Annotated in this window: 21 protein-coding genes and 1 tRNA gene; 9 read left to right on the top strand and 13 right to left on the bottom strand. The window is 45.7% G+C overall.

The annotated features are described in order from the left end of the window. Genes Q0117_RS07015 through ychF form a run of 3 tightly spaced genes read left to right on the top strand, consistent with a single transcriptional unit; the run spans position 1 to position 3,157 of the window. Positions 1 to 618, top strand: a complete 618-nt coding sequence (locus Q0117_RS07015; RefSeq protein ID WP_177388946.1) for a DedA family protein — start codon at positions 1 to 3, stop codon at positions 616 to 618. Further along, a complete protein-coding gene (locus tag Q0117_RS07010; protein ID WP_297924065.1) occupies positions 593 to 2,053 on the top strand; it encodes a leucyl aminopeptidase in 1,461 nt (486 codons plus the stop codon). Before Q0117_RS07015 ends, Q0117_RS07010 begins: the two co-directional genes overlap by 26 nt. Next, positions 2,054 to 3,157 carry a redox-regulated ATPase YchF gene (gene ychF / locus Q0117_RS07005; RefSeq protein ID WP_297924064.1) on the top strand — a complete coding sequence of 368 codons (1,104 nt, stop codon included), beginning with the start codon at positions 2,054 to 2,056 and terminating at the stop codon, positions 3,155 to 3,157. Between the two features lie 903 nt (positions 3,158 to 4,060). Here the strand turns inward: ychF and Q0117_RS07000 are convergent. The 11 genes from Q0117_RS07000 to murA all read right to left on the bottom strand — a co-directional run bounded on the left by Q0117_RS07000 (position 4,061) and on the right by murA (position 15,112). Continuing rightward, positions 4,061 to 7,111 (bottom strand): TonB-dependent hemoglobin/transferrin/lactoferrin family receptor, encoded by a 3,051-nt coding sequence (locus Q0117_RS07000; RefSeq protein WP_297924063.1) that lies wholly within the window; start codon positions 7,109 to 7,111, stop codon positions 4,061 to 4,063. A 653-nt stretch (positions 7,112 to 7,764) separates the two neighbouring features. Next, entirely contained in the window at positions 7,765 to 8,352 is a 588-nt protein-coding gene (locus Q0117_RS06995) for a hypothetical protein (protein WP_297924062.1), read from the bottom strand. 15 nt (positions 8,353 to 8,367) lie between these two features. After that, entirely contained in the window at positions 8,368 to 8,526 is a 159-nt protein-coding gene (locus Q0117_RS06990) for a hypothetical protein (protein WP_297924061.1), read from the bottom strand. 119 nt (positions 8,527 to 8,645) lie between these two features. Continuing rightward, positions 8,646 to 9,272 carry a dTMP kinase gene (tmk, locus tag Q0117_RS06985; RefSeq protein ID WP_297924060.1) on the bottom strand — a complete coding sequence of 209 codons (627 nt, stop codon included), beginning with the start codon at positions 9,270 to 9,272 and terminating at the stop codon, positions 8,646 to 8,648. Positions 9,273 to 9,313: 41 nt separating this feature from the next. Further along, complete coding sequence (locus Q0117_RS06980) at positions 9,314 to 9,442, bottom strand: hypothetical protein (RefSeq protein ID WP_297924059.1); 129 nt, start codon at positions 9,440 to 9,442, stop codon at positions 9,314 to 9,316. A gap of 340 nt (positions 9,443 to 9,782) precedes the next feature. Beyond that, positions 9,783 to 10,871: a hypothetical protein gene (locus Q0117_RS06975; protein ID WP_297924058.1), complete on the bottom strand. Its 1,089-nt coding sequence runs from the start codon at positions 10,869 to 10,871 to the stop codon at positions 9,783 to 9,785. 73 nt (positions 10,872 to 10,944) lie between these two features. Next, positions 10,945 to 11,421, bottom strand: coding sequence for a pantetheine-phosphate adenylyltransferase (coaD, locus tag Q0117_RS06970; protein WP_297924057.1), 477 nt, complete (start codon positions 11,419 to 11,421; stop codon positions 10,945 to 10,947). After that, complete coding sequence (locus Q0117_RS06965; RefSeq protein ID WP_297924056.1) at positions 11,421 to 11,975, bottom strand: UbiX family flavin prenyltransferase; 555 nt, start codon at positions 11,973 to 11,975, stop codon at positions 11,421 to 11,423. The genes coaD and Q0117_RS06965 overlap by 1 nt, the downstream gene beginning before the upstream one ends. Before the next feature lie 76 nt (positions 11,976 to 12,051). Then, positions 12,052 to 12,126: transfer RNA gene (locus Q0117_RS06960), tRNA-Gly, on the bottom strand. Positions 12,127 to 12,187: 61 nt separating this feature from the next. Next, on the bottom strand, positions 12,188 to 13,369 hold the full coding sequence (locus Q0117_RS06955) for a molybdopterin molybdotransferase MoeA (protein WP_297924055.1): 1,182 nt from the start codon (positions 13,367 to 13,369) through the stop codon (positions 12,188 to 12,190). A gap of 474 nt (positions 13,370 to 13,843) precedes the next feature. Then, positions 13,844 to 15,112: a UDP-N-acetylglucosamine 1-carboxyvinyltransferase gene (gene murA / locus Q0117_RS06950; protein WP_297924054.1), complete on the bottom strand. Its 1,269-nt coding sequence runs from the start codon at positions 15,110 to 15,112 to the stop codon at positions 13,844 to 13,846. 124 nt (positions 15,113 to 15,236) lie between these two features. On the opposite strand from murA, the gene Q0117_RS06945 reads away from it, so the two are divergent. The 4 genes from Q0117_RS06945 (at position 15,237) to Q0117_RS06930 (ending at position 18,968) form a co-directional block, all read left to right on the top strand. Then, a complete protein-coding gene (locus Q0117_RS06945) occupies positions 15,237 to 15,872 on the top strand; it encodes an NlpC/P60 family protein (protein WP_297924053.1) in 636 nt (211 codons plus the stop codon). Positions 15,873 to 16,632: 760 nt separating this feature from the next. Beyond that, positions 16,633 to 17,190 (top strand): rhomboid family intramembrane serine protease, encoded by a 558-nt coding sequence (locus Q0117_RS06940; RefSeq protein WP_297924052.1) that lies wholly within the window; start codon positions 16,633 to 16,635, stop codon positions 17,188 to 17,190. A gap of 44 nt (positions 17,191 to 17,234) precedes the next feature. Continuing rightward, complete coding sequence (locus tag Q0117_RS06935) at positions 17,235 to 17,909, top strand: histidine phosphatase family protein (RefSeq protein WP_297924051.1); 675 nt, start codon at positions 17,235 to 17,237, stop codon at positions 17,907 to 17,909. Between the two features lie 414 nt (positions 17,910 to 18,323). Then, on the top strand, positions 18,324 to 18,968 hold the full coding sequence (locus tag Q0117_RS06930) for a ferritin family protein (RefSeq protein ID WP_297924050.1): 645 nt from the start codon (positions 18,324 to 18,326) through the stop codon (positions 18,966 to 18,968). 947 nt (positions 18,969 to 19,915) lie between these two features. Here the strand turns inward: Q0117_RS06930 and Q0117_RS06925 are convergent. Both Q0117_RS06925 and Q0117_RS06920 read right to left on the bottom strand, forming a co-directional pair. Then, a complete protein-coding gene (locus tag Q0117_RS06925; protein WP_297924049.1) occupies positions 19,916 to 20,977 on the bottom strand; it encodes a tyrosine-type recombinase/integrase in 1,062 nt (353 codons plus the stop codon). Then, positions 20,974 to 23,643, bottom strand: a complete 2,670-nt coding sequence (locus Q0117_RS06920) for an AsmA-like C-terminal domain-containing protein (RefSeq protein ID WP_297924048.1) — start codon at positions 23,641 to 23,643, stop codon at positions 20,974 to 20,976. Before Q0117_RS06920 ends, Q0117_RS06925 begins: the two co-directional genes overlap by 4 nt. 49 nt (positions 23,644 to 23,692) lie before the next feature. Between Q0117_RS06920 and mltG the strand changes: the two genes are divergently transcribed. Together mltG and Q0117_RS06910 are read left to right on the top strand one after the other, a co-directional pair. After that, on the top strand, positions 23,693 to 24,643 hold the full coding sequence (gene mltG, locus Q0117_RS06915; protein WP_297924047.1) for an endolytic transglycosylase MltG: 951 nt from the start codon (positions 23,693 to 23,695) through the stop codon (positions 24,641 to 24,643). 109 nt (positions 24,644 to 24,752) lie between these two features. After that, the gene (locus tag Q0117_RS06910; RefSeq protein WP_297924046.1) at positions 24,753 to 25,634 is read left to right on the top strand and encodes a malate dehydrogenase; all 882 of its coding nucleotides are present in this window, start codon (positions 24,753 to 24,755) and stop codon (positions 25,632 to 25,634) included. The last annotated feature ends 2 nt before the right edge of the window (positions 25,635 to 25,636 follow it).

Raw genomic sequence — 25,636 nt, 5'->3', positions numbered from 1 at the left:
TTGGAAGAGCTACTTAAAAATTTATTACAAGAATACCACCAATACGCCTATATCGTGCTTTTTGTTTGGTGTATTTTAGAAGGCGAAATCGCACTGATTTTAGGCGGCATAATGGCGCACGAGGGACATATAAATTTGCCGCTAGGTATCTTTGTCGCGGGTCTTGGGGCATTTTGCGGCGATCAGTTTTATTTTTATATCGGTCGCTACAATAAAAAATATATCAGTAAAAAGCTCGCGGCACAGCGCCGAAAATTTGCGATTGCGCACCTGCTTTTGCAACGCTACGGCTGGCCGATAATTTTAATGCAGCGCTATATGTATGGCTTTCGCGTCATCATCCCGATGAGTATCGGTATCACTCGCTACAGCGCAAAGAAATTTGCGATTATCAATCTTTTTAGTGCTTGGTGCTGGTCGGGTGCGACGATGGTTTTGGCGTGGTATTTCGGCGAGGAGATTTGGAGTGGGCTGCGGCTAATCGAGCAACACTGGTATTTTGCGATACCTATTATAGGCGGAATTTTATATTTATTTTTTAGGTTATTTAAACGTATGGAAAATCACTTTATGAACTCACGAAAGGAACGAGATGAAAGTAAAACTGCTAGATCGTAAAATTAACGAGATAGAGGCGGATTTTGAAGTTATTTTAGTCGTGGATAAAAATTTAAATCACGAATTTATTAAAGACACGGATAAGTTTGCGCTTTTTAATTACAAAGGCGAGGGCAATCTGCTGCTTGCCGAGAGCGGACGGCTGTACGTCGGTGTTAAGGCGCTAGAATATGACCGTGTTCGCACAGCACTTGCAAGCGCATACAACGCGCTTAAGGGCTACACGATCAAAAATTTTAAAATTGCCTTTTACAAATGCGGCTGCGACCGCAGAAGCACGATGGCGATGGTCGAGGGCGTGCTTTTGGGCGGCTATGAGTTTAATAAATACAAAAGCGACAAGAAAAACTCCAGTTTGAGTGAAATTTTAATCTCGACGCAGGAGTACGGCGGCAGTAGCCCCGACGTGCAAAAGATGAACTACGGCGTGCAGCAGGGCACCGTGATGGCAAACGCCGCAAATTTTGCGCGCGACGGCGTCAATGAGATCCCTGAAATTTACACGCCCGAAAAGATGGCGAGCGAGGCTGAAATTTTAGCCTCGAACTACGACGACGTGAGCGTTAAAATTTACGACGAGGACTTTTTGCGCGAGCAGAATATGAATGCGTTTTTGGCGGTCAATCGCTCCAGCGCTCATCCGCCGCGCCTCATCCATCTGATCTATAAGCCGCAGCGCTGCCTAAAGCGCGTCGTTTTCGTGGGCAAAGGGCTTACTTATGACAGCGGCGGGCTAAGTTTGAAGCCGAGCGATTATATGCTTACGATGAAGAGCGACAAAAGCGGCGCGCTTGCTGCGATGGGTATCATCAAGGGCGCTGCCGAGCTCGAGCTGCCGTTTGAGATACACGCGGTTATCGGCGCTACCGAAAATATGATCGGCGGCGATTCGTATAAACCCGACGATGTGCTGCTTAGCCGCAGCGGCGTGAGTATCGAGGTGCGAAACACCGACGCGGAGGGGCGGCTCGTGCTTGCCGACTGCCTAAGCTATGCGCAGGATCTTGAGCCTGATCTGCTAATCGATATGGCGACGCTTACCGGCGCTTGCGTCGTGGGCCTAGGCGAATACACTAGCGGCATCATGGGAAATAGCGAGGAGTTAAAACGTAAATTTAAAGATCTTAGCGGATCAAGCGGCGAGCTATTTAGTATTTTGGAATTTAACGATTATCTGCGCGAGCTAATCAAAAGCAGTATCGCGGACATCTCCAACTGCGCTTCCAGTAGGTACGGCGGCGCGATAACCGCGGGGCTGTTTTTGGATAAATTTATAAAAGACGAGTATAAAGACAAGTGGCTGCACCTTGATATCGCGGGGCCTGCGTATCTGGAAAAGGCGTGGGGCTATTACGCCGCGGGCGCGACTGGTGCGGGCGTGAGAGCAAACTTATATTTCTTGCAGGCTCTAGCCAAAGAGTTGAAGGACGCGTAGATGGGGCTTTCAGTAGGGATCGTAGGGCTTCCGAACGTCGGTAAATCCACGACTTTTAACGCTCTTAGCGGCGCGCAAAACGCACAGGCGCAGAATTATCCGTTCTGCACGATCGAGCCTAATAAAGCGGTCGTGCCCGTGCCCGATGCGCGGCTAGCAAAGTTAGCAGACATCGTTAAGCCCGGTCGCATCGTGCATTCAACCATCGAGTTTGTAGATATCGCGGGCCTCGTGCGCGGAGCTAGCAAAGGCGAGGGGCTGGGGAATAAATTTCTTTCAAATATCCGCGAGTGCGAGATCATCCTTCATATCGTGCGCTGCTTCGAAAGCGGCGACATAACCCACGTCGAAGGCTGTGTCGATCCTATCCGCGACATCGAGATCATCGAAACCGAGCTTATTTTAGCGGACATCGAGCAGCTTGGCCGCAAGATCGAGCGTCTCGGCAAGGAAGCCAAAGCAAATCAAAAGAGCGCTAAAGAGGCGCTAGCCGTGGCAAACGAGCTTTTAGCGCATCTAAACGACGGCAAGCCCGCTTCAAATTTTGCACTCAAAGAGGACGAAAGCTACATCGCTTTAAATCGCGAGCTGCGCCTACTTAGCGCCAAAGATGTAATCTACGGCGCAAATGTGGACGAAGACGGCATCTCGCAGGATAACGAATATGTCGCGCGCGTAAGAGGATACGCAAATGCCCGCGGCGCCGAGGTGATCAAGCTCTGTGCCAAGATCGAAGAGGAGCTGATAGGGCTAAGCGACGAGGAGACGCACGAGATGCTGCAAAGCCTGGGCGTGCAGCAAAGCGGGTTGGAGCTCATCATCAAGCGCTCCTTTGCGAAGCTCAGCCTCATCAGCTACTTTACCGCGGGCGAGATGGAGGTGCGCGCGTGGACGATCACGAAGGGCTGGAAGGCTCCGAAGGCCGCGAGCGTGATCCACAACGACTTTGAGCGCGGCTTCATCCGCGCCGAGGTGATCGGCTACGAGGACTACATCGCGTGCGGCGGCGAGAGTAGGGCGAAAGAAGCGGGCAAAATGCGCCTTGAGGGCAAGGACTACGTCGTGCAAGACGGCGACGTGATGCATTTTAGATTTAATGTTTGAGATTTGGTTTTAGGCGCATTGAAATTTGGTTTGCGCTAGCTTTAAAATTTTGTAAAATTTTAGCTCAAATGCGGATTTAATAAATTTTGATTTTTGCGAGCAGCGGATTTTAGCTGAAATTTGTATCGCTAGAACAAAACGAGACGCGCGCTAAAGCCTCGTTAAATTTCGCGGCGAAATTTAATCGGCTTTGCTCGCGTTAAAAATTTTACGCAAGCGAAGTCATCCGCGCTGGATTTGCGCTTAAATTCGCCTAGTAAATACGTCTAAGAAATACTTCCAAAATCGCGCCAAAATTTATACGCGGCGAAAGCTGCGCGTAAATTTAAAGAGGCAAAATTTTACTAAAGATCGCATATCTTGTATCTGCGCGCGATAGTATTTAAATTCTATATTTAAATTTATGGCTTACAAATTTGACATTCGGCGATTTTTAAATTTTTATGATCTTAAATTTAAATGTGTATGTTTTAGTGCATGGCGCGGATGTTGCGCGCGTAAAATTTATCAAAGCGCGCGTTGTGGCGTAAACTTTTTCATAAAAGTAAGAAAATAGCGCTACTCTGCTGCACAAATACACTGCGCGGAATTTCATAATTACGTCGTTTCAAATTTTGCCAGTCAGAATTCACATCGCGTTATAAATTTTTTATGCACTACTAAATTGCAAATTACGTTTTGAAAGAAAGAATATAATAAGCGATAAAATCCAGTCACATTAAGAATCATACCGCCGCAAAATTTACGTTTTTCAAAATCGCCTCTAAGTTTTCTGATCGTTTCCCGTTTATTTTAAAGCTACGAAAGCTCAAACAAGCCAAACTTGCTTGAGCCAAAAATTCTTATAAAATTTTAATCGCGCTTCGCGCCGGTGCTTAGGCAACCGATTTAAGAGAGGCCGACCTAAAACGTTACCTCCCAGTTAAATCTAAAATTTCTGCGCGGCGCGTAAAACCTACCAATGCCCGCACCCGTCGCTTGATCGATCATATTGACCGTTCCGAAAGCCCTGATCGAGCGCGCGCTATCCCAAGTGATATATTTGGCGTTGGTTAGGTTGTAAACGCCTAGACTAAAGTTAAAATTTTTTTGCGGCTTTGCATAAGCAATAACGTCCACTACCGTATAATCACCGCTTCGCCAACCTTTGGTATTATCGGTTACGGGCTCTCCGTTTACTATAGAAGCATCGATGTGCCCCCAATACGGATCCGTTCTTTCGATTTGGCTTTTCCAATACATATTGTAGGTATCTTTGCGTTTCTTGGCTCCTACGTCGGTGATGAAAAGATCAATGCCATATTTGTCGCCGGGCGTAGAATAGCCGATATTATAGACGGAAGTAGGCGGTTGGATCGCATTCATCGGCACCTCTTCGCCCCTGCTGCATCCGGAGTTTGAATCGTTGGCATTTGAGCCGTTGCTGGCGCACGACATTTTGCCCTTTTGTCTGCTGTATTTATAGCCGAGCCTAAATCCTTCCAAAGTTTCTGATATATCGCCGAGCTCTAAAACGGTATTGATCTCAAATCCATGCACTTTTGCGTTGTCTCGGTTTACGTTTTGATAAAACGGATAGGGTATTTGTTGATCTACGACTTGCAAATTTCCTAAAAATTCAAGATCTATAAAATTTTTATAATCCGTTTTAAAAACATCGAAGGTTATGCGGCTTCTTTCTTTATAAAACGTAAGAGCTACCTCTTTCGTCCTTGCGATTTCGGCTTCCAAATCAATATTCGGGCGGATAGAAAAATCCGGATGCTTAAAGGTCATATACGCCTCGTCCGCCGTCGGCGCGCGGAAGCCCTTGGAGCCTTTTAGCTGAATTCTTATCCAATCGAGCGGGTCTAAATTTAGACCTAGTTTGTATGAGCCGCTTTTGTATTCCTTCTCCCGTAACAAGAATTTTAAATTTTCCTGGTAGTTCTCCTCGCCGTAAGATGTATAGTAGCCGTGCACTCCGTCGAAAGGATTATAAGGATACGGTACCCACATACCGGTTATGATGCCTCGCGGCACTTCGGGATAGCCGGTATATTTCGGCTTGTGCTTTACTCTGTCGTAGCGATAGCCGAGATCAAAGCCTACGTATTTGGTTATTTGAATTTCATCCCCGATATATCCTGCCGTAGTTAGGGTCTGCACGGGGATCAGATAGGTGTTAACCGCCGTAGTATTGCTTCTTAGATTGCCATTCATATGCCAATCTGGATTTGGCACATTATTTACATTGCCGAAAAATATACTATCCCACCATTGTGAATCGCCCGCATAAAATCCGTCTTTGTTCGTCATCGATTTATCGGTCTTATCTAAAAGCCCGCCGTATGATATGGAATTATCGATGACGTTAAATAGGCTAAGCTCTTTCTCAAAATCTAAATTTAATTGTTGCGTTTCGGTATCCAGCGTCCTATCGGTATATTGTATGGAATTATAGCCGTCCGTTCCTGGAGTTAAAAAAGATAATTTATGGTATTTTGTTCCATCATCTGCATCGCTAGAATCTCTTTTTATGGTTCCGTAAGTTCTTCCGTCGGCAAGGGTATGTTTTTCGATCTCTCTTTCTACGAGTTCATAATTATAATTCCAAGTATTCCCATCGTATGTTTCTTTTAATACTTTAAATTTTTTATTGCAATCTATTTTAGAGCAATCTACATAAGTTGAATGATAAACATCTCCCCACATGTCAATTGCGGATCCAAGATGTGCTTTATAATCGTCGTTAAGCCTAAGCACATTACCCGAGCCATCTCTTACGATATAAGCTTCCTCCGCTACATCCCCGGGATCGACACTTATAGGTCTATTATTTTTATCTACTAGATTATGCGTACCGGAGCTCGAGTCTAAATGCATTCCCGATGGATTTTGTGTTTGCTGGCAGGCGCTTCCTTGGCAGCCCTCTCTGTTTATCGCGCGGTTTTTAATACTCTGCTTTGAGTATGAAATTTTAACGTGATCCCAAAGCGGCGTCTCGCTGAAATTTTCGTAGCTGAATTGCACGTTTCTTCGATCGGAGCTGTCGTGGTTCGTCCTGCTTCCGTATCGTTCCGGAGCGCCCGGGCGACTGCCGAGCCTGAGCGTGTAAGATAGGTCTTCGCCGTCGGAATTGAGCTTTGAGTTATCCACCGCAACGGAAAATCTATGCTCGTCGCCGGGTTGAAATCCAACCTTTACGAGCGTACTCTTTTTGGTTATGGTGTATGGATCTGCCTTTTCGCGAGTTTTTCCTATGTGAAGTTTATCCTCTTTACTATCATATATATCGTAGAAATAGTTTTTTCTCTCATGTCCGTGTCTATCGGTATTTATAACTAAAAAATCAAACCAGCCGTACCTAGCTGCGCCGGTGAAGGAGTGAAAATTTTGACTATCTGCGCTTTGATAGCCCTGCTTAAAGCCGAAATGGTAATTCTTTTCCGTCAAGAAATCCCTGGCGTCTTTGGTTTCAAACATAACCGATCCGCCGAGTGCGCCGCTTCCCGCTTTTATGGAATCGGCTCCTTTGGTGATATTGGCTGTTTTGACATTTTCCATCTCTACGCCGTTTCTTGTGTTGTTAAAATTTCCATACCCTTCAAAAAGGTCTTTAAAGCCCTGCGAGCTTAAAGTCTCTGCTTGACGAAGTCCGTCCACCGTGATAGCCACGCGGTTTTCGTCCACGCCGCGAACAGCGTATCCGCTAGCGCCGAATCTGCCAGTCTCGACCGCCGTGATACCGGTTTGGTATCGCACCAAGTCTCTACTATCGGTGATCTGCTGCTTCTTAATAGTCTGCGCAGTAGTCTTAGTCTCGCCGACCTTTTGCTCGGCTACGCTTTGCGAATCGACATTGCCCGTTACCTGGATAGTTCCTAATTCTTGCGAATTTGCCTGGTCTTCCGCGTAAAGCGAGCCATAAAAGAGCAGCGAGACATAGAGAGAGAGAGAGAATCTTCTAAACATTCATATTTCCTTACTTAATGATTATAGAATTGATTATTAACACGGCGAATAATAATACAAAGATTTTTAATGTTTAATTAAATTGCAGTTTAAATTCAAGTATAAATTTTAAATGGCTAAAATTTTGATTTTTAAGAAGTAAAAAATTTTGAATAGTCAAGAAATGCGTAATAGACGCATTTTAAGCTTTAATATAGCGCTAAATTTTGCAAAGCGTTTTTGAAACGGCTAGCAAAAATACTGAAAATTATAAAAGGACGAATGATAATAAAGCGCATTTTATAATATGTAACGCACTTTTAAATCATGATATTTTTGCCGGTAATTTTAAAATTTTATACCCAATCGCTGCATTGTAAATTTATCATTTTATAGATTGTCGCCTCTCGGGATTTGTTAGCAGATTTATTTATCGGTGCCGGAATAGGGCATAAATTTTTGCCGGGTAGAATTTCACGCTGCGCTATAAATTTTATGCGCCGCGAAATTTTGAAATTTTGTTTTGCACAAATACGGCGAGCGGCAAAATTCTATCTCACAAATAAACCATATCACTACGTTGCGGGCATTGATAATCTACTCGTTTATTGCGCTGAATAACCCATGCCGCCGTAAATTTGATGTTTTAAAATTTCACGCCGAATCTTTCGCGGTTAAAAAATGCCCCGCAGAGCCGCTGTGCCCTCTACGTGCCTGTACGGCAAGAAAAAATGCACGAAGTTTGTGCAAGCGCCCTCAAACACGCATATTTCGGCGCTCAGTCTGTGTCTGACATGCGTAGAATCAAGACCCGGTATCACTAAACTACCGCTTTTGTAACCGCTGTAGCCCATTTCTAGCGGCACCTCTAGCTCATCCTTTTCAAACACGATGCGTCCGCTTTGCACCTGCTCGAGCTTGATGTTTTTCAGCACGATCCCGGGCGCACTCACGTGCTCAAAATTTATACTTAGTTCATACGGAGCGCCGGTGGAGTTGTCGTCCGAGAAGTCGGGCTTCGGCTCGCGCTCGTCGCGCCATAGTCGTCCGCCGATAGTGGTAGCTCTTAAGCGGGCGCTGATGCTAAAATCCTCCAGATCCAGCAAAGCGCTGCTAAAATCACGGATGAGCGTCCAGGCTACGACGGTGCGGCCGAAAAATTTATCGGCGATCATATATGTGCCAAAAAGCGAGCTTATGACCACCCAAAACAGAAATATAAATTTAAAAATCTTACGCAAAACGAACTTTAACGTCTTCATCATTATCCTTTCAATCTAAAGCTTAAGCGGAATTCCACCCGCAAATCCGTGGCTTAAAATTCCGCGCAGGATTTCGCTTATGAAATCCCGCGCCCTTTCAGTCTGCGGCGGAATTTTAAGACAGAATTCTATGGCGAAATTTTGCCGCGAAATTATAAAACAAATTTCGCCCATGAAATTTTACCTAGAATCTCTCCTGTAAAATTCCATAACGAAATTTAAAGCTAAAATTTCACGATGAAATTTCACAGCTAAAATTTCTTTTCCGCGGCAAAATTCCGCGTCTTAAAATTTTAAGAAAGTATGAAATTTTTTATCTGATCGCAGATTGCCTCTTCGGACTGTGCGGCGTCGATTTGCAGCGTCTGAACGCCGCACGCCGTGCACGCCTGCGCCATAAGATCTTGCACACGCATTAGGTATCTCAGCCCGCGAGCCTCGATTATATCGCTGCTAGCGCGCATTTTGAGCCGTTTTTTGACGAGCTGTTCGTCCGCCGAAAACAGCACGATTTTATCTGCAAATTTGCCCCCGAGCGCAAATTTATTAAGCGCGATAAGCTCGCTAAGATCCGCGTTTTTGTCGTTTGCCAGCGCATAGGCAAGCCCCGATATGAAGCCGCGATCGCTTAGCACGAGCCTGTCCGCGCCGCCCTTTATCACGCGCTCGTAGTGCTCGGCGCGGTCTGCGAGGAATAAAAGCAGCTCGGCGCGCTTTGAAATTTCGCCGCAGACCTCGCGCAGATTTACGCTGCCGCGCCGCCACTTAAAATCCTTGCCCAAAACGAGGCTTCGCACCGCCTCGCCGAGCTTCGTGCCGCCCGGCTCCTTGGTCACGATCGCCTGCGGAAAAGCTGCCGCTAGCCGCGCTATCTGCGTGCTTTTGCCCACGCCGTCGATACCTTCGAATATTACATACATTTTTCGCCTTTAAATTTGTGCGCTATTTTACAAATTTATAGCTAAATGGCGGCTTTTTTAAACAGCCGGGCGCTAAATTTCGCCTCAAAATCGGGCTTTTGCGCGAGCTTGTGCAAGCCGCTTTTGATCTTTCGGCGTAAAATTTTATCGGGCGCTTTGTTGCTAAACACTTATTCTTTGCGGCACGGCTCGCGGTTAAATTTAGCGCTCGGACGGATGCGTCGCATAAACAGCGAGTGAGTAAATTTGCGCTTACGGACATGTACCGAGCGAAGCAGGGCGCCGGTCGATGAAGACAGCGCACCGTGCGGATAGAATAATGGCACATTGGGCGAAGCAGGGCGTCATCATACAGAACAGGACATGTACCATACGAAGCATATGGCGTTAGACGGAAATGGCGGCACTTCTGGCGGAGCAGGGCGGCGTTATGCAGAGTGGGGCGTATTGGGGCGGGCGAGTGCTGTGCGCGATGATAAAACCGCGACGATGAAATTTTAAATTTTGCCCTTATGCGCCTATCGGTTCGGGATTTATCGCTATGAAATCTTTCCTCAGATCGCCAAGATCGCAATCGGTAGCCGTGATCGTAAAATCCTCCGTCATATCGAGCGCAAATTCGCCAAGATCTGCTTTAAGCTGCTTCACGCACTCCCAAATAAGCTTTTTAGCCTGCGCATATTTATCGTTTAGTTGCGTTTCTTGATTGAAAAGATCGAAAAGTTTCGCCGTTTCGTAGTCTATTTCGACCTCGGCTCGAAACTCGTAATCAGGAACTAGCCAAAGAAGCCAGCCATCCTTTCGTGCAAGCCACTGCGCGCGCTGCTCTTGCGAGCCAAATCCGATGATCGGCGGCAAACTCCTATTGTCGCAAGCTAAATTTATGCAGTAGAGCTTGCAGCCGGGCGCATGCTTCTTGATCGTCTCTTTAATCGCTGGCAGCAGTCTCTGCGCGGCGAGCTCATAGAGCTTTTTGTAGCTCATATTCTTATCCGGCTTTTGATAGCGCACATAACCATTTTCGGTTATTAAGCTTAGCTCGCCCATTTCGTCAAATTCATAGTTTGTTACGTCATTCCTTCTGCCTGCGCGAGGGTGTTCTACATGCTCCCGTCTTTGTGTAAGCCTGCCGCCTTCGTAAGTAAAATTTTCTATCCCATAGGCGTTGTTGTCAAAGGCCGAGTAGATGGACTTTAGCTCGCCATCCTCATAGATAAATCTTTTTATATTGAAGCATTTTGAGCATTTTTTGTTATAGCAACCGAAATGATATTTTAAAACTTCGTCCCGCCCCCAAAAATAAAGGCTTTCAAAGAAACTTTTTTTGCCGTCATGTTGTCTTTCAAAAACGACGCGATCTTGCACGTCAAAGCCGTATTCGTAGGCGTTTACGATCTTTTTCGGTTTAGCTTTTAAAATTTTGCCCTTAAAGAAGCGGTTATATTCGAAATAAAACGGCTCTAAATTGATATAGCTACCAGACGCCCAGCGCCTACTTACGACCTGCGCTTCGGCTATTTTATGTAAGGCTTTGTATTCATCTCTCACGCTTTTTAAAAACGTTCGCAGTCTTTCTATCTCATCCATTGCTTCGCTCATTTTTATCTCCCGTGCAGCTTGCAAATTTTAAATTTAGCCGCGCCTGCGGGCTAAATTTCAGTCGCTTGCAAGCTCATTTTTTTAAAAATTTTAAAATTTCGCTCGGCACCAGGTGCGAAACATCGCCGCCGTGGCTCAAAACGGAGCGGACAATCGAGCTTGAGATGAAGGCGTTTTTGAGCGTCGGCATCAGATACACGCTCTCAAATTCCTCCCATAGCGAGGCGTTTGCATAGCCGATCTGCAGCTCGTACTCAAAGTCGCTAACCGCGCGGAGTCCACGGATAACGAAGCGCACGCCGCAGGATCTGGCGAAATCCACGAGTAGATTATCAAAGCTTTGCACGCTCACGCCGCGAAGTTCGCGTGTCGCGGCTCGCGCCATCTCTAGTCTGGATTTTAGGCTAAAGTAAGGCTTTTTGCTCTCGTTGAGCGCCACTGCGACGATAACCTCATCAAAAAGCCCTAGCGCGCGCTTGATGACGTCCAGATGACCGTTCGTGATAGGATCGAAGGTGCCCGGATAGATACATTTTCTTGAGTTTTGCATTATTGCCACCTTTTAAATAGCTCGTTTTGCACGCCCAACGCGTCGCACCACTTGCCGATTATGAAATTTTTTAAATTTTGCACGCCGCAGTAGCCTGCGATCACGGGCGGAGCGATGATGACGCCGAGTGCGGCTAGTTCGCTCATCTGGCGCAGGCTGATCGCAGAAAGCGGCATCTCGCGCACGCCAAGAACCAGCCGCTTGTGCTCTTTTAACGCGACTGCGGCGGCGCGGGTGCTTAAGCTGTCGCAAAGCCCGCCGTAGATTTTGGCCAAAGAGCCGATAGAGCAGGGCGCAAAGATTGTGGCGTCAATGCCGAACGAGCCTGAAGCGGGCGGCGCGCCCAGATCGGTGTCGGGATAAAATTTTACACTTATAAATTCCGTGGATTTTAAAGCCTCGTCCGCGTCTATGCCGCTTTCGGCGCGCAGGACGCGGCGCGCGCCCTGCGTAAGTACGGCGTGAATTTCATGCGGCGAGCTGGCAAGAAATTTAAGCAGATCAAGCCCGATCTCGCAAAAACTCGCGCCGCTTACGCAAACTAAAATTTTCATTTCAAGGCTTTCATCTCGAAATTTTGCGGTTTAAAAACAAACGCGGCGGAATGAATTTTAAAATTTGAAGTTAAGATGGAGCGGGAAACGAGAGTCGAACTCGCGACATCAACCATGGCAAGGTTGCGCTCTACCACTGAGCTATTCCCGCATGCGGTAAAAATAAAGCGCGATTGTAGCCTATAAATTTTCATTTGTCAATAATTTCTCGCTTAAATTTCATAAATTTTTACGATTTCTCCAGCGCGAACTTTGTCACATTCGGGATCAGCCAAGAAAAAATGCGATGCCGCAGCCAGCGGTCTGATGCGCCCAGAAGGCGACGGCATAGGCGTAAAAACTCCGCCTTCATATGCGCCTACGGTTAAATTTACTCTGCCGCCTTTTAGCTTCAGATCGCTTGCGAGCTTGGCATAGATCGCCGCTTCTGCGCTAAAAGCCTCGCTTGCGCCGCTAAGCTTAAATAGGATCGGCAGTATGACTGCGCGCGTAAGCACGAAAGCAGCCATTGGATTGCCTGCCATTGCAAAGACGAATTTGCCGTCTTTTGCGAAGCACTTGCTGGGGCGGCCGGGCTTGATATCGATGTGATCGAAAATCTGCAAAAATCCAAGTTCACTCATAGCGCTTTGCATAAAATCCGCCTCCCCGGCGCTTGCTCCACCGCTGGTAATTAGCACGTCAAATTTACGCGTAGCAGTATCTAGCGCCTCACACACCGCGCTAAAATCATCCTTTAAAATTCCTAAATACTCGTTTTCAAAGCCGTATTTTTGCAGCAATGCAGCAATGCCGCTAGAGTTGGCATTATAAATTTCGCGCTCACTTGCGCTCTGCCACGGCTCTTTTAGCTCGTTTCCACTGGAAAATAAGGCGATTTTAGGACGCGCGTAAACATCCACTTCGTAAATTCCTTGCGCGGCAAGAAGCATGATTTTAGCAGGGTTTAAAATTTCGCCACGGCGCAATAAAAGCTCGCCCACGCGCACCTCCTCGCCTTTTTTACGAAAGCCGTCGTGGGCATGAACGGAAGCAGGGATTTTTAGAGTTCCACCTTGCGCGTCTACATCCTCTAGCCTCGCGACAGAGTCTGCGCCTGCAGGCATTGGCGCGCCGGTCATTATCTTTTGCGCTTGCGTAGCCTTTATTTCGTAGAATTTCTCATCTCCTGCAAAAATCGTAGGCTCTACGATCTCTAGCTCTTCGTCTTTGAATTCCGCCGCGTAGGCATAGCCGTCAAGTGCCGAATTATCGAAGCAGGGCAGGTTTTTAAGCGCTGAAATATCGCTAGAAAGGATGCGGTCTAGAGTGCTGGGAAGAGGCACCATTTCGCTCCGCCTGCTTGATGTGATTCTAGCCGTAGCCAAATCTATAGCCTCATTTATTCCTATCATTTTAAGTCCTTTTTATCATTTTTTACATTTTAAATTCGCGCAGTTAAGACCTCACATAGTCTTAAATTCTATGTTTTGCCAAAGCTTGCAAAGCAAAATTTACCCAAATGAGTGCGCAAAATTTCACGGGCTCAAACTTGCCTTATTTTAATGCGAGCGTTGCTTAAAATTTCAAAGCATATCACTCGTAAAATTCCGCTTTGCCCTAGGAATTCCACCCACATTTGCTTAAAAAATTCCACCACGACTCGTTCATTAAATTTTACCAAAGCTCGCCACTTAAATTCTTAAGGGGTTCATCCTTCGAAATTCTACCAAGATTTACCTTTAAAATTTCACCACACTTAGCTTTAGCGATTTAAATGCATTGCTGCTGATAGAATTTACGTGGCTCTTACGCAGCGCGTTATTTCAAAACACGTTTTGCATAAAATCCCGCATCACTTGCTCGCACAAGATTTTATTCCGAAGTCTTCATTCCTCCAGCCTCTGTATATCGGCACCAAGCGCACCAAGCTTAGCTTCCAGCCTCTCATATCCACGATCTAGATGGTAAATTCTATGTATTTTGCTCTCGCCGCGCGCCGCAAGGGCGGCTAAAACGAGAGCCGAACTAGCGCGCAGATCGGTCGCCATAACGTCCGCGCCGTTTAGCTTGCCGCCGCTGATCGTCGCGATGTGTCCGTTTAAGCGGATATCCGCGCCCATTCTTGAAAGTTCGCTTACGTGCATAAAGCGGTTTTCAAAAAGCCTCTCGTCGATGGTGCTGACGCCCGAGGAGATGCACGCAAGCGCCATAAACTGCGCCTGCATATCGGTAGGAAAGCCCGGATATTCGCTCGTGATGATCTCTACGGGTTTGATCTTTGAAGCGGGCAAGATCGTTATCTCCTCGCCGCCGTTTGAAATTTCAAATTTAAAGCCCATATCTTCAAATTTTGCAAGCACGGCACCAAGATGAGCCGCGCAGGCGTGCGTGATCGTGATACGGGAGCCGGTAATCGCGCCCGCGCACAGATAGGTGCCCGCCTCGATGCGATCGGGAATTATCGAAATTTCATCCAAGCCTAAAAGCTCGCCGCCGCTTCCTTTGATAAGGATTTCGTTCGTGCCGATGCCCTCTATGTCGATGCCTGCGCTTTTTAATGCGTTGCAAACGGCGATTACTTCGGGCTCTTTTGCCGCGTTTATGATATGTGTGGTACCGCTTGCTAAAGCCGCCGCCATTACGATGTTTTCGGTACCGGTGACGGTAATTTTGTCAAAATTTATAGTCGCGCCCTTAAGCCCCTTCTTTGCTGTACAAACGACGTAACCCTGCTCGATCTTAACCTCCGCACCCATCTTTTCAAGCGCGCTAAGGTGCAGATCGATCGGTCTTGCGCCGATCGCGCAGCCCCCGGGAAGGCTTACCTCGCAGTGTCTAAACCGCGCTAAAAGCGGCCCTAGCACCAAGATCGAAGCGCGCATTTTACGCACTATGTCGTAGATCGCCTTAGTCGAGTTTATCTCGCGCGGATCGATTTTGGCGGTATTGGCGTCAAGGAACTCGCACTTTGCGCCTAAATTTGAAAGCAGCTGAATTAGCGTGTGGATATCGGAAACTGCGGGTAAATTTTTAATTACAACTTCGTTTTTTGAAAGGATAGATAGAGCTATGAGCGGCAGTGCGGCGTTTTTTGCGCCGCTTATTTTGACGCTGCCGCTTAGTTTTTTGCCCCCGTTAATTCGTAGATAATGCATGATTTCTCCGTGTAAAATTTCGGCGATTATACAGAATTTAGCTTTAAAGTTACCATTTTGTTACCACTGAGCGCTAAAATTACGCCCAAAATTAACCACTACATAATTTTATGAGGATTTTTATATGAAACAACTAATTATTTGCGCTTTGGGTGCGTTTTTGCTGGTCGGTTGCTCCTCAAAAGCCCCGTCTGCCGGCAGCCAGCAAGCGTATGTCTTAAACGATCATGAAGAAGGAATAACTTCGGTGCCGGGAAGCGAGTTTAACCGCCTGCTAATCGCATCTGTAGACGATTACACCGGCACTCGCGCGGGAGGGGACTGCAGCGGATTTATCACCGTGCTAAATGATAAATACGATGATCTATTTTTTAACTCAAAAGATCTGCCAAAATACTTCACAAACGGACGCAAATCCCAAGCAATATATAATTATTACAGCCGTAAAAATTTACTCAGCAATACGCCGCGAGTGGGGGATTTGGTGTTTTTTCAAAACACCTTGCGCTCTAACAAAGGCAAGGTCAATAACGAGATCAGCCATATCGGTATCGTGCGTGAGATCTATGCTGATGGTCGCGTGAAATTTGTCCACAATACTCGTGGTAGAAATCAAGCGGACTTCGTAAATTTAAATAAGAAAAATGTCCATGTAGCGGGGCAAAAGATGGAAAATAGCTATATCGTGCGCTGCGGCAAAGACCGCATAAGCTGCCTAGCATCGAACCGCTTCGCAGGATACGGACGGGTGAATAACTAGAATTTTGAAAATTCTTTCGCCGTATTTTTTGAAAAATTTCTCATAACTTTTGGAATTTATTAGATTTTATGAAATTTCGTTAGACCTTTTAAAAATTCGCGGCGGTTTGATTTATGCTCTAGAATTCCAAGTAAAATTTTTCAGATAATTCGTTTGGGATTTTAGCTGTAACTTAGCTTTGCAAAATTTATTAAATTTCTAAAATTCTAATCAAATTTTAAAATTTTTATGGCTTTTAAACTCTTGCAGCAAAAACTTATGAATAAAAACTCATTTTGATGCTGTTATAGCAAATCAAATTAGCATTTTTAACGCGCAATATAATAAGCATTTAAAATATTTACTCTAAAATTTATTTTGGAATTAATTTGAACTCAAATTTTTATTATTTTTAGTGAAATTATACTTATAATTATACATAAAATTCTACGAAATAGCTTCATATAGCTGAAATTTTATCGTTATTAAATTTAACGGCATGTTTGTTTTTTAATTGATATCAGATAAACTTTATAAATTACGTAAAACTTTCAAAAAAGATTTATGGTCTAAATTTTATCATGAAAATTTTACTTTAAAGCCGCTATATCTAAATTTTAACTTTAACGCAGCTATTTTGATAAGGCGCTTGCAATTAAAACCATTGTCAAAATTTTGATGCTAGAACTTATCTATAATTTTTCTCTAACCCATAAAAACACGCGACGCCTTTAATTTAATCAAAATTTTGCTACTATGCGTGAAAAATTTAAGGAGTTTCATGCAAACAGGCAAATTTACTCTCGCGATCATTGTGGCGAATGTCCTATTTTTCGTGATTTCATTCGCATTAGAATATTTTTTCGGCTTTAAGTCCTACCTGTTTTTCGGGCTCAATCCGTATTTTTTCGAAGGGATGCCGTGGCAGTTACTAAGTTCATTTTTTATGCACGGCGGAGTGATGCATCTAGCGATGAATATGGCAGTTTTGTATCAATTCGGCGGGATTTTAGAGCGAGCGTTCGGTGGGATAAAATTTACGCTACTTTACATCGCAGGCGGGCTGCTGAGCGGCGTTTTATGTCTGATTTATATCCGTTATGCCATGAGCATGGGAGAAATCGTCAATATCGTAGGCGCTAGTGGCGCTATTTGCGTGCTTTTAGGCGTGATTGCTTATTTTGATGAACGCAATGCGGGCGGGATTTTTGTCGCGATTTTGATAATGAGCTTTGCGCCGATGTTAATGGGCGTAAATGTGGCATGGTATGCGCACATAGCGGGATTTGTGGTCGGTTATGGTTTTGGAATGATCCAGAAAAAATTTAGAATTTTGTAGAATTTAACGCTAAATTATACAAAAAATTTTATGAAAGGATGCAGATGAAACGGATATATTTTATAAGACATGCCGAGGCGCAAAGCGGCGGCAAAAGCGATTTTGAGCGGGCATTAAGCCAAGTGGGCGAACTTTGCGCAATTAAACTCGGAGAAAAGCTGTGTAGCTTGGGACTTGCGCCTGATTTGATTATTACAAGCTCGGCTATACGCGCACTCCATACGGCGCAAATTATCGCTAATGCGCTGGGTGCGACAAAAAAGATAGCGTCATTGCGAGAGTTATACGACGTAGGCTTATGGGGTTTGGCAAAGTTTGTTCGCAGCTTGGATGAGAAACGATTTTCTGGGTGCGGTGTGAATGTTGAAAAATACAATACGGTTGGTCTGAGTAGCGAAAAACATCGCGACGCAAACACTGAAAATTCTACTTTTAAGAGCACTAAAATTCCCGCTAGCATTGGCGAAAATAATGCGATATATTCCAATGATGTTGAAATTTCTAGCGCAGATATTGTGCAAAATTTTAATGCAGCTAGCGCGGAATGCGTATTTATCGTTGGACATAATCCGGCAATAGGCGGAATTTGCTCGCTTTTAGGCGAGAAGGAAGTCGATAAATTTCCTCCTTGCTCGATTTGCGGCTTAGAATTTGACGTTCATAAATTCTCAGATATTACCGATCATAGCGGTAGAATGGTAATGCTACAACGCCCTTAATTACGCTTTTAACGCTTCATAATTACAATCGGGCGGCTCGTTGGCGCATTTAAAGCTACTTTTTGCCGAGCATTGTCATATACTCGTAAAATAAGACCATATGGCAAAATAGCAAATTATTTTTGAGATAACTTTAAATTTTAAAAAATTTCCAATGATGTGGCTCGCCTTGAAAATCGTAGACTAAATGAGTCAGAAAACTAAATTTTATATTTTTAGATAATCGTTCGTTAGCGCTTTTGCTTGAAATTTCATTTGCTTTGGAAAATCTTAAGTTTAGATTTTGCGGATGGAAATTCCGTGCCAAAATTTTCTCAAAAACATAAATTTATTGAGAAGAATAAAATTTATTAAGTAAAATTTAATAGTAGCTGTGGTATCATTCCGCAAAAATTTTGATAGGGGGAGTTAGAAATGAGACAGTACGAAACTTACAGATGCGACAAATGCGGCGCGGAGGTCGAAGTGCAAAAAGTAGGCGGCGGCACGCTTAGCTGCTGCGGCGAGCCGATGAAATGCATTACCGAGGATCTGACGCAGGTAAATTTAATGAAGGCATTCGCGGGCGAGTCGCAAGCGCGCAACAAATACGATCTTTACGGCGATTTGGCTAAAGAGGCGGGCTTTCACGCCATCGCGCGACATTTTTATGAGGCTGCCGAAAACGAAAAATGGCACGCCAGAGCCGAGCTAAAGGCACATCACGCGGCTGCGGGTATTCCGCTTGATAAGATGGATAAAAATCTGCTCGATGCCGCCGCGGGCGAGCGTTACGAGCACGAGAGCATGTATCCGAGCTTCGCTAAAATCGCGACCGAAGAGGGTAAAAAAGAGGTTGCGCGCCTTTTTAACGCTATCGGCAAGGTCGAGCAGGAGCACGAGCGCGAATACAACGAGCTTCAAAAGATCCTGCTGGAAGAGGGCTTTTTCGAGAGTTTCGACGAGGAAGTTTGGGTGTGCGAGGTCTGCGGGCATGTTCATCGCGGTAAGAAAGCCCCGGGCGCCTGTCCGCTCTGCAAGGCTCCGCGCGAGTATTTCAAAAAACAAAGGCTTGTCTGATTTGATGCTTGCGGCACGGCGTTTTTTGCGATAGCTTTCGAAGCCGTCGCAAATTTCGTTTATTGTCGCGAGCTGATCGTTCAAATCTTGGCTTAAAATTTTGCGCGAGATTTCGTCTTTTTGCTCCTTTTTGCCGCGGGACTCCGTGGCTAGACGAAATCTCGGGCTAAATTTATTTAGCCTAAACTCCTTTTCTTATCCCCCTAAGAAATGAAATCCTGCTCGCAAGAGCGGGATTTCTGTCGTAAAATAAATCTAAAATAATCATGCCGATGATTTTATCTTTTTAAATTTTATTAGAAATTTATATATGATTCCTGTGCTGTTTACAAAACAAGCTTCGCGTCAGTAAATTTTGCAGCAAACTTTGGTGGCAAATCTTTTGCATTTTTAAATTTTAAGGAGAATTCGGTGCGATAAGAATTTGAAGGCATATCAAACTATAAAATTTTGAGGGTTTAAATTTTAAATCATAAATTCCATCCTTGTGAAATTTGCAGATAAATTTTATATCCGCTACCTCTTAATATGCCGTTTATCTTTTGCTTATAAAATCCTCGGATGAAATCCCGTATCGTAAAAATTTAAATGAAATTTTGCACTAAATTTATCTGGAATTTTAGGCAAAATCACATGAGAAAATCTAAAAAATAAATTATTCTATACTCCAAAAGAATAAAATTTTAGATTTTTTGCAATCAAGCTCTAAGGCTCGCGCGTTAATTTTAAATTTTGCCGAGTTAATGAGTTAAATTCTAAAGCTCGCAGGGTAAAATTTTTTGGGCTTTGTTATGCGAGTATGAAAAACAAATTTCAGAATTTTTCAAAATAAAATTCCAAATTTTTTAGAAAATAAATTCCATAAAAAACGATTTCAAAGCTGCTTCAAAACGAAATTCAAAAAATCTCGCTCAAGCAAGCCTCGCGCCATCTCAAATTTTAAAATTTCACTCTTCGAATTCCTCCGCGACCTTCGCCGCAAGGCGCAGTTTGTCGCTATCAAAGTGGGTGTAGATGCGCGAAGTATTGAGGCTCGCGTGACCGAGGGCTTCTTGGACGAGCACGAGGTCCTTTTGCTTTTTATAAAGCATCGTCGCGAAGGTGTGGCGCAGCATATGAGCGCCGTTTTTTTCCTTGCGGATACCCGCGCTCATTAAAATTTTCTCCACGATGCCGCTGACGTATGCCTGAGTGAGCGGCGCGCCGTTTTTGGTGACGAAAAGATAGCCCTCTTTGTTTGCAAAATTCGTCTCCAGCGCGTTTAGATGCTCCTCGATCAGGTGGCGTTTAATCATTACGATGCGGTATTTGTTGCCCTTACCGCGGATTCTGATGACGAAAAGATCGCCCTCGGGCGCGATATCTTTGCGCTTGAGATTTATCGCCTCGCCCACGCGGATGCCGGTGTAGACGATGATTTTTACGATCAGGCGGTTGCGATGGGCAAATGAGGGAAACTCGCTTAGATTTATCGCGTCCAAAAACCGCTTCAGCTCCTCCTCGCTCATAAACTCCGGAAGCTTCGTGCCGCGGCTGCCGCTAATGCCGCCCCAGTGCTTAAGCTCGATGCCGAAGTTGTGCGAGGTGCCGTCCTGCTCGTTTTGGCGGTCGATGAAGCCGAAAAAATTAATCACGGCGATGCGGTAGTTTTTTTTGCTCGCATCGCTCAGCCCGCCCGTAATCGAGGCTAAAATTTCGCTCAAAAGCTCCTCGTCGATATTTTTCATGCTCTCAAGACCGTACTGCATGATCGCTTCGTAAAATTTTTTAAGCGGATTGAAGTAAGTGTTAATGCCCGTAAGACCTGCATTTCGCGCATCTTTTGCAAGGCGCTCGAGTTCGCCGATACTTGCTACTTCGTGATTTAGAGCCAGGCTCGCGCGGCGAAACAGCGCGTCGTTTTTCAGCTCCTTATTCGATAGCGCGCTTAGCTTATAGCGCACGAATTTTACGAGCCAAAACAGCAGCGATTTTTCAAAGCTATCCTTATAATCGAGCGGGAATTTCATTTGCTCTCCTCGCTGTCGCCGAAGATTACAAAAGGCAGCATCAGCGTGTTTTTGATAAGATTATACGGCGTTTTTAGCACGTCGGTCGCAACGCCGGTCGAGTAGGTGGGCTTTTTCGTCGTGCCGCGAATTTCGATGATCGTTGAGATCGTATTGTTTTCGCCCAAGATGATATGATTTAGCAGCGGGATTTTTGAGATTATCGAGCTTGCGTCTTTGAGGTATTTAAGCTCCAGATCGATATTTAGCGCGCCGCTTTTCATATCCACTTCGCCGTTACCCGCGATGTCGGCGCTACTGCCGGTAAAGTTCATCGCGTTTATATAAATTTTATCGCCGCTGCGGCGAAAGTAAATTTTACCCTTTTGCACGCTAAAGCCGCGATCGTTGAAATCGGGCGTTTTAAACGTAAGCAGCGACGGCACGGAGTTTATAAAGCTAAGCAGCCTTTGATAGATGATGTAGTCCTTCAGATAGGTGTTTTGCACGTTGATCTCGCCGCGGTAGTTTCGCGGATCGATGCCGCTTGCTTTTAGCGTAAATACCCCTCCGTCGAAGCTCTGCGAGCCTAGGAATTGATTAAGCGCCTCGCCGCTGATGTTTTGCGCAAAAATTTGAAGCAAGCTCTTTTTAAAGATCAACTTCACGTCGCCGCGTTTAAAGCTTGCGTTCAGGTTCATATTTTTACCGTCCAGCACGCCGTTAAAGTGCGTAAATTTCAGCGTCTTATTAAGATCGGATAGCACGATGGAAGAGTTTTGCCCGCTGAAATTTATCGGCGAGCGCTCCTTCGTGCCGCTATTAAACTCGCTGGTTTGCACGCTCGTATTGATCGCGACGTCCACGTCTTTTAAAGAGACGAAGTTACCGCCTTTGTTTATTTTAAGAGAAATTTTACCGCTTCCGCTAGAGCCGTCCAGATCGCCGCCGCGCACCCGAAGCACGAAAGAGTCGTTTTTATAATGGCTTCCGTCTTTGTTTAGCAGACCGAAATCAAAGATGAGATTGCTGCTGCTGATATCTAAGTTTGTAAAATCGCTGGTTAAAATTTTAAGATCTCCGCCGCTAATGCCCGCGTTTTTAAGCGTCTTAGAAAAGGGCAAAATTCCGCTAATATCGGGCGAGCTAATCTCGATCCGCTCGCCGAAGCTCATCTTCGCGCCTAAAAATTGCGAGCTCAGCACCGGCGCTTTGCCGCTAAAATCAAGGCTTATATTATCTCGCGCGTCGCCAAATTTTAAAATTTCTTTGCCGTTCGGGGAGAGATTGAAGCTATGAATAACGCCGTTAAATTTAGCTTTGCGCGTGGCGATATCGATACTGCCGCTTGCAGTGGCGTTAAAAATTTCATTTTGCAGATTCGCGTCTTTGATGTCGATTTTTTTCTCGGTGATATGCACCCGCGCGGCTTTGGAGTGAAATTTCGCTTTAGAGATCATCAGATCGGCGTCTTTTAGCGTCACGTTCGCATCCACCTTGGCGCTTTCTTTTTCGACGTCCACGTCTATCAGCACGCGCGCATCGATTCCGCCGCCTAGCGGATATACGGGCTCGTTTATGCCGTAGCTTTGCAAAATATCCACAAGGTCCTTGCCCAAGCTCTCCTTGGTCCGCAGATCCAGATATACGACCGGCCTCTCTTCAAAGAGTCCGCCGATACGCACGCTGCTTCCCTCCAGGCTTTTACCTTTAAATTTAGGCTCATTTAGCGTGAAGCTTAGAAAATCGTTTTTGAGCGTGATGTTGGCATCTTTTACCGTTACGGCTTCGATTTGCGGCTGAAATTTTATCGTAAGATCCTGCGCGTAAGCCGTGGCGCTGACATTTTTGGCGATCGGGCGCGGATCTTTCAGATCGACTTTGGCATGCAGATTTTCGATATAGTAGTTTTGCGCGACCGCCTTGCCGTAGATCCACTCGTTCGCAAGAGGATTTAGCCCCGTAAGTGCGCCCAGCTCATTCATAAAATTTTTCAGACTCAAGGCCGAGGCGCGGTTTATTTCGATATTTAGCTGTGAACCGATATTGTGCACGTCAAGCTCGCCCGCGATCTCGTGTGAAGCGAAGGTGCCGTTAAAATCATACGTATCGGCTCTAAAATTTGCCCGCGCCGTGCCGTGCAAAGTGAGATTAAAATCATTTAGTTCAAGCTCGATCGGATCGAAGTTTAGCCCGTTTGCGCCAGGCGTGATCTTCGAGTTTAGCCTAAAAAACCGCGTGTCGGCGTAAAAAACGTCGCTTTTGTATTTTAGCTTTAGGCTTTCGCCCTTGATCTTCAAATTTTGCACATCGATCTCTTCAAAAAAGGAGTTGATGAGCGAGATTTTTTTGCTAAATTCTAAAATTTTCTCGCTTTGCGTGCGCAGATCGGTGGAATTTTGCTCTAAATTTTGTGTATTATTTTGCGTAATTTCAAGATTTTTGATGCGCAGCACGAGACCTTTATTTAGCTTGAGATAAAACCTTTCAAGCTTTGCAAAGCCCACGTCCAGCTGCGAAATCGCAACACCGTGTTTTAGGCCTACCGCGCAGACTATAAAAAGTATGGTTATGCACAAAAAAAATCTAGCCAAAGTTCTAAACATCATCGCCTCATCAAAAAACTCCGCCCCAAAACCAAATCGGGCGTGCCGAAAAACTGCGCTTATAATATGAAATTTATTCAAAATTTTGGCTTATTTGCCTATAATTTCAGCTAAATTTTGAAAGGAACGCATGAAATTCTTTATAAAGCTCATCAAGGCGGCGTGCGTTTGTATCGAGCTTGCGGCTATCGTCCTTTTGGCCGTGGGCTTTGATCTGCACGAGCGCGTCGGCAACGCAAAAACCGTGCAGATAGGTCAGGGCAGCTCAACGAAAATTTTATCGCAACTCTCAAAGAGCTATCCTAAATTTACGAAATTTGATGCGAGGCTACTTTCTTTTTACGGCGGCGCAAAAACCGGCGAGCTGGAGCTTAGCGGCGAAAATTTGCCCAAATATCAGTTTTTATATGAGCTAAGCGTCGCAAAACCCGTGATGAACGAGATTAAGCTGATCCCGGGCGAGACTACGATCGTGTTTTTAAAACAGCTTGCGAAAGATCGCGGGCTAAGCTTTAGCGAGCTTGAGCGCGAATACAACGCCACAGCGCCGTTTTACGAGGGCTTTTTGATCCCAGAAACCTATAAAATAGGCAAAAACGAAAGCGAAAAAAATATCATCGACCACCTTGTTTCAAGCGCACAAAAATTCCACGAAGGATTGTCGCGCGAGCTTATCGGCGAATATAACGCCACGGCGTGGAAGCAGGTGCTGATCAAAGCCTCTGTAATTCAAAAAGAGGCCGCAAATGCAGATGAGATGCCCCTCGTAGCCTCCGTCATCGACAACCGCTTAGCCAAAAATATGCGCCTTCAGATGGACGGTACGCTAAATTACGGTGAGTTTTCGCATGTCAAGATCACTCCGCAGCGCATCCGCACCGACACCAGCCACTACAATACCTACCTCAACGACGGACTTCCCAAAGAGCCCGTGTGCGTGGTCTCTCGCGATGCGATACGCGCCGTTTTCGCGCCTGCAAAGAGCGAGTATCTGTATTTTATGCGAAATAAAAAGACGGGACTTCACGATTTTGCGCGCACGCAAGCCGAGCACGAGCGCAACGTAAAGGCGCAGAGGTAAAATTTAAGGCCGTTTCGGAATTAAATTTAAAAAACGAGATTTCGTCTTTAAATTTTAAAATTTAACCCCCGCAGTTATAAAAATGCGGGCCGATATTTGGGAGATAACAATGAAAATAGCGATATTCGGCGCCGGAAACATCGGCGCAGCGGTAGCGAACGATCTTATCGTAAGCGATTCTTTGAGCCAAAAGATAGATAGCATTGCGCTTGTGGATGCTGTAGAGCGGATCGCGCGCGGCAAGGCACTCGATCTAGCCCATACGGCGGCGGTTTATGAGCGCGACCTACGTATAAGCGGCAGTACGGAGCCCGGCGACATAGCGGAGGCAGGCATCGTCGTGATCACGGCGGGGCATGCAAGAAAGGCGGGGCAGAGCAGGGAGGAGCTGTTTGGCAGCAACGCCGCCATCGTCGCGCAATGCGCGCGAGATGCCGCAAAATACGCGCCTGGCTCCATTATCGTCGTCGTTACCAATCCGCTTGATATGATGGTTTATGCGGCGCTGCAGGCTAGCGGGTTTGCAAAGGAGCGCGTCATCGGCATGGCGGGCGAGCTAGACGGCGCGCGGCTTAAATTTGAACTCGCGCGCGCAAGCGGCAAGGAAATTTCATCAATGAGAAGCGCGATCGTGGGTCCGCATAGCGAAGAGATGATCGCGCTTAAAAACGAGCTGGGATTTGAAATTTCGGATGAAATTTTTGATCGTGCGGTGCAAAATACCAAATGCGCCGGCGCGCAGATCGGCGAGCTACTGGGTACGTCGGCGTATTTGGCGCCTGCAGCGGGCATCGTAAAGATCATAAAATACATCCTTTTTGATACCTGCGGCACGCTTGCCTGCTGCGTCGCGGATAGATCTGGAGTGCCTTTGGGGCGCTTCGTAAGCGTCGGCAAAATGGGCGCGATAGAGAGAAATTTCGCCTACTCGGGCGAGTTTTACGAGCAGCTTGAACGGATGCGTGAGCGGATAGCGGAGCTAAAGTTTTAGTG

The sequence above is a fragment of the uncultured Campylobacter sp. genome (genome assembly GCF_937997535.1).
Classification (GTDB): domain Bacteria; phylum Campylobacterota; class Campylobacteria; order Campylobacterales; family Campylobacteraceae; genus Campylobacter_B.
The sequence above is the reverse complement of the archived record's forward strand: the minus strand, read 5'-3'. Positions and strand labels throughout refer to the sequence as shown.

Excerpts from the sequence above, each read along its gene's own strand:
- Q0117_RS07010 (WP_297924065.1), top strand. The coding sequence starts at position 593 with ATGAAAGTAAAACTGCTAGATCGTAAAATTAACGAGATAGAGGCGGAT.
- ychF (WP_297924064.1), top strand. The coding sequence starts at position 2,054 with ATGGGGCTTTCAGTAGGGATCGTAGGGCTTCCGAACGTCGGTAAATCC.
- Q0117_RS07000 (WP_297924063.1), bottom strand. The coding sequence starts at position 7,111 with ATGTTTAGAAGATTCTCTCTCTCTCTCTATGTCTCGCTGCTCTTTTAT.
- Q0117_RS06995 (WP_297924062.1), bottom strand. The coding sequence starts at position 8,352 with ATGAAGACGTTAAAGTTCGTTTTGCGTAAGATTTTTAAATTTATATTT.
- Q0117_RS06990 (WP_297924061.1), bottom strand. The coding sequence starts at position 8,526 with ATGGGCGAAATTTGTTTTATAATTTCGCGGCAAAATTTCGCCATAGAA.
- tmk (WP_297924060.1), bottom strand. The coding sequence starts at position 9,272 with ATGTATGTAATATTCGAAGGTATCGACGGCGTGGGCAAAAGCACGCAG.
- Q0117_RS06975 (WP_297924058.1), bottom strand. The coding sequence starts at position 10,871 with ATGAGCGAAGCAATGGATGAGATAGAAAGACTGCGAACGTTTTTAAAA.
- coaD (WP_297924057.1), bottom strand. The coding sequence starts at position 11,421 with ATGCAAAACTCAAGAAAATGTATCTATCCGGGCACCTTCGATCCTATC.
- Q0117_RS06965 (WP_297924056.1), bottom strand. The coding sequence starts at position 11,975 with ATGAAAATTTTAGTTTGCGTAAGCGGCGCGAGTTTTTGCGAGATCGGG.
- Q0117_RS06955 (WP_297924055.1), bottom strand. The coding sequence starts at position 13,369 with ATGATAGGAATAAATGAGGCTATAGATTTGGCTACGGCTAGAATCACA.
- murA (WP_297924054.1), bottom strand. The coding sequence starts at position 15,112 with ATGCATTATCTACGAATTAACGGGGGCAAAAAACTAAGCGGCAGCGTC.
- Q0117_RS06945 (WP_297924053.1), top strand. The coding sequence starts at position 15,237 with ATGAAACAACTAATTATTTGCGCTTTGGGTGCGTTTTTGCTGGTCGGT.
- Q0117_RS06940 (WP_297924052.1), top strand. The coding sequence starts at position 16,633 with ATGCAAACAGGCAAATTTACTCTCGCGATCATTGTGGCGAATGTCCTA.
- Q0117_RS06935 (WP_297924051.1), top strand. The coding sequence starts at position 17,235 with ATGAAACGGATATATTTTATAAGACATGCCGAGGCGCAAAGCGGCGGC.
- Q0117_RS06930 (WP_297924050.1), top strand. The coding sequence starts at position 18,324 with ATGAGACAGTACGAAACTTACAGATGCGACAAATGCGGCGCGGAGGTC.
- Q0117_RS06925 (WP_297924049.1), bottom strand. The coding sequence starts at position 20,977 with ATGAAATTCCCGCTCGATTATAAGGATAGCTTTGAAAAATCGCTGCTG.
- mltG (WP_297924047.1), top strand. The coding sequence starts at position 23,693 with ATGAAATTCTTTATAAAGCTCATCAAGGCGGCGTGCGTTTGTATCGAG.
- Q0117_RS06910 (WP_297924046.1), top strand. The coding sequence starts at position 24,753 with ATGAAAATAGCGATATTCGGCGCCGGAAACATCGGCGCAGCGGTAGCG.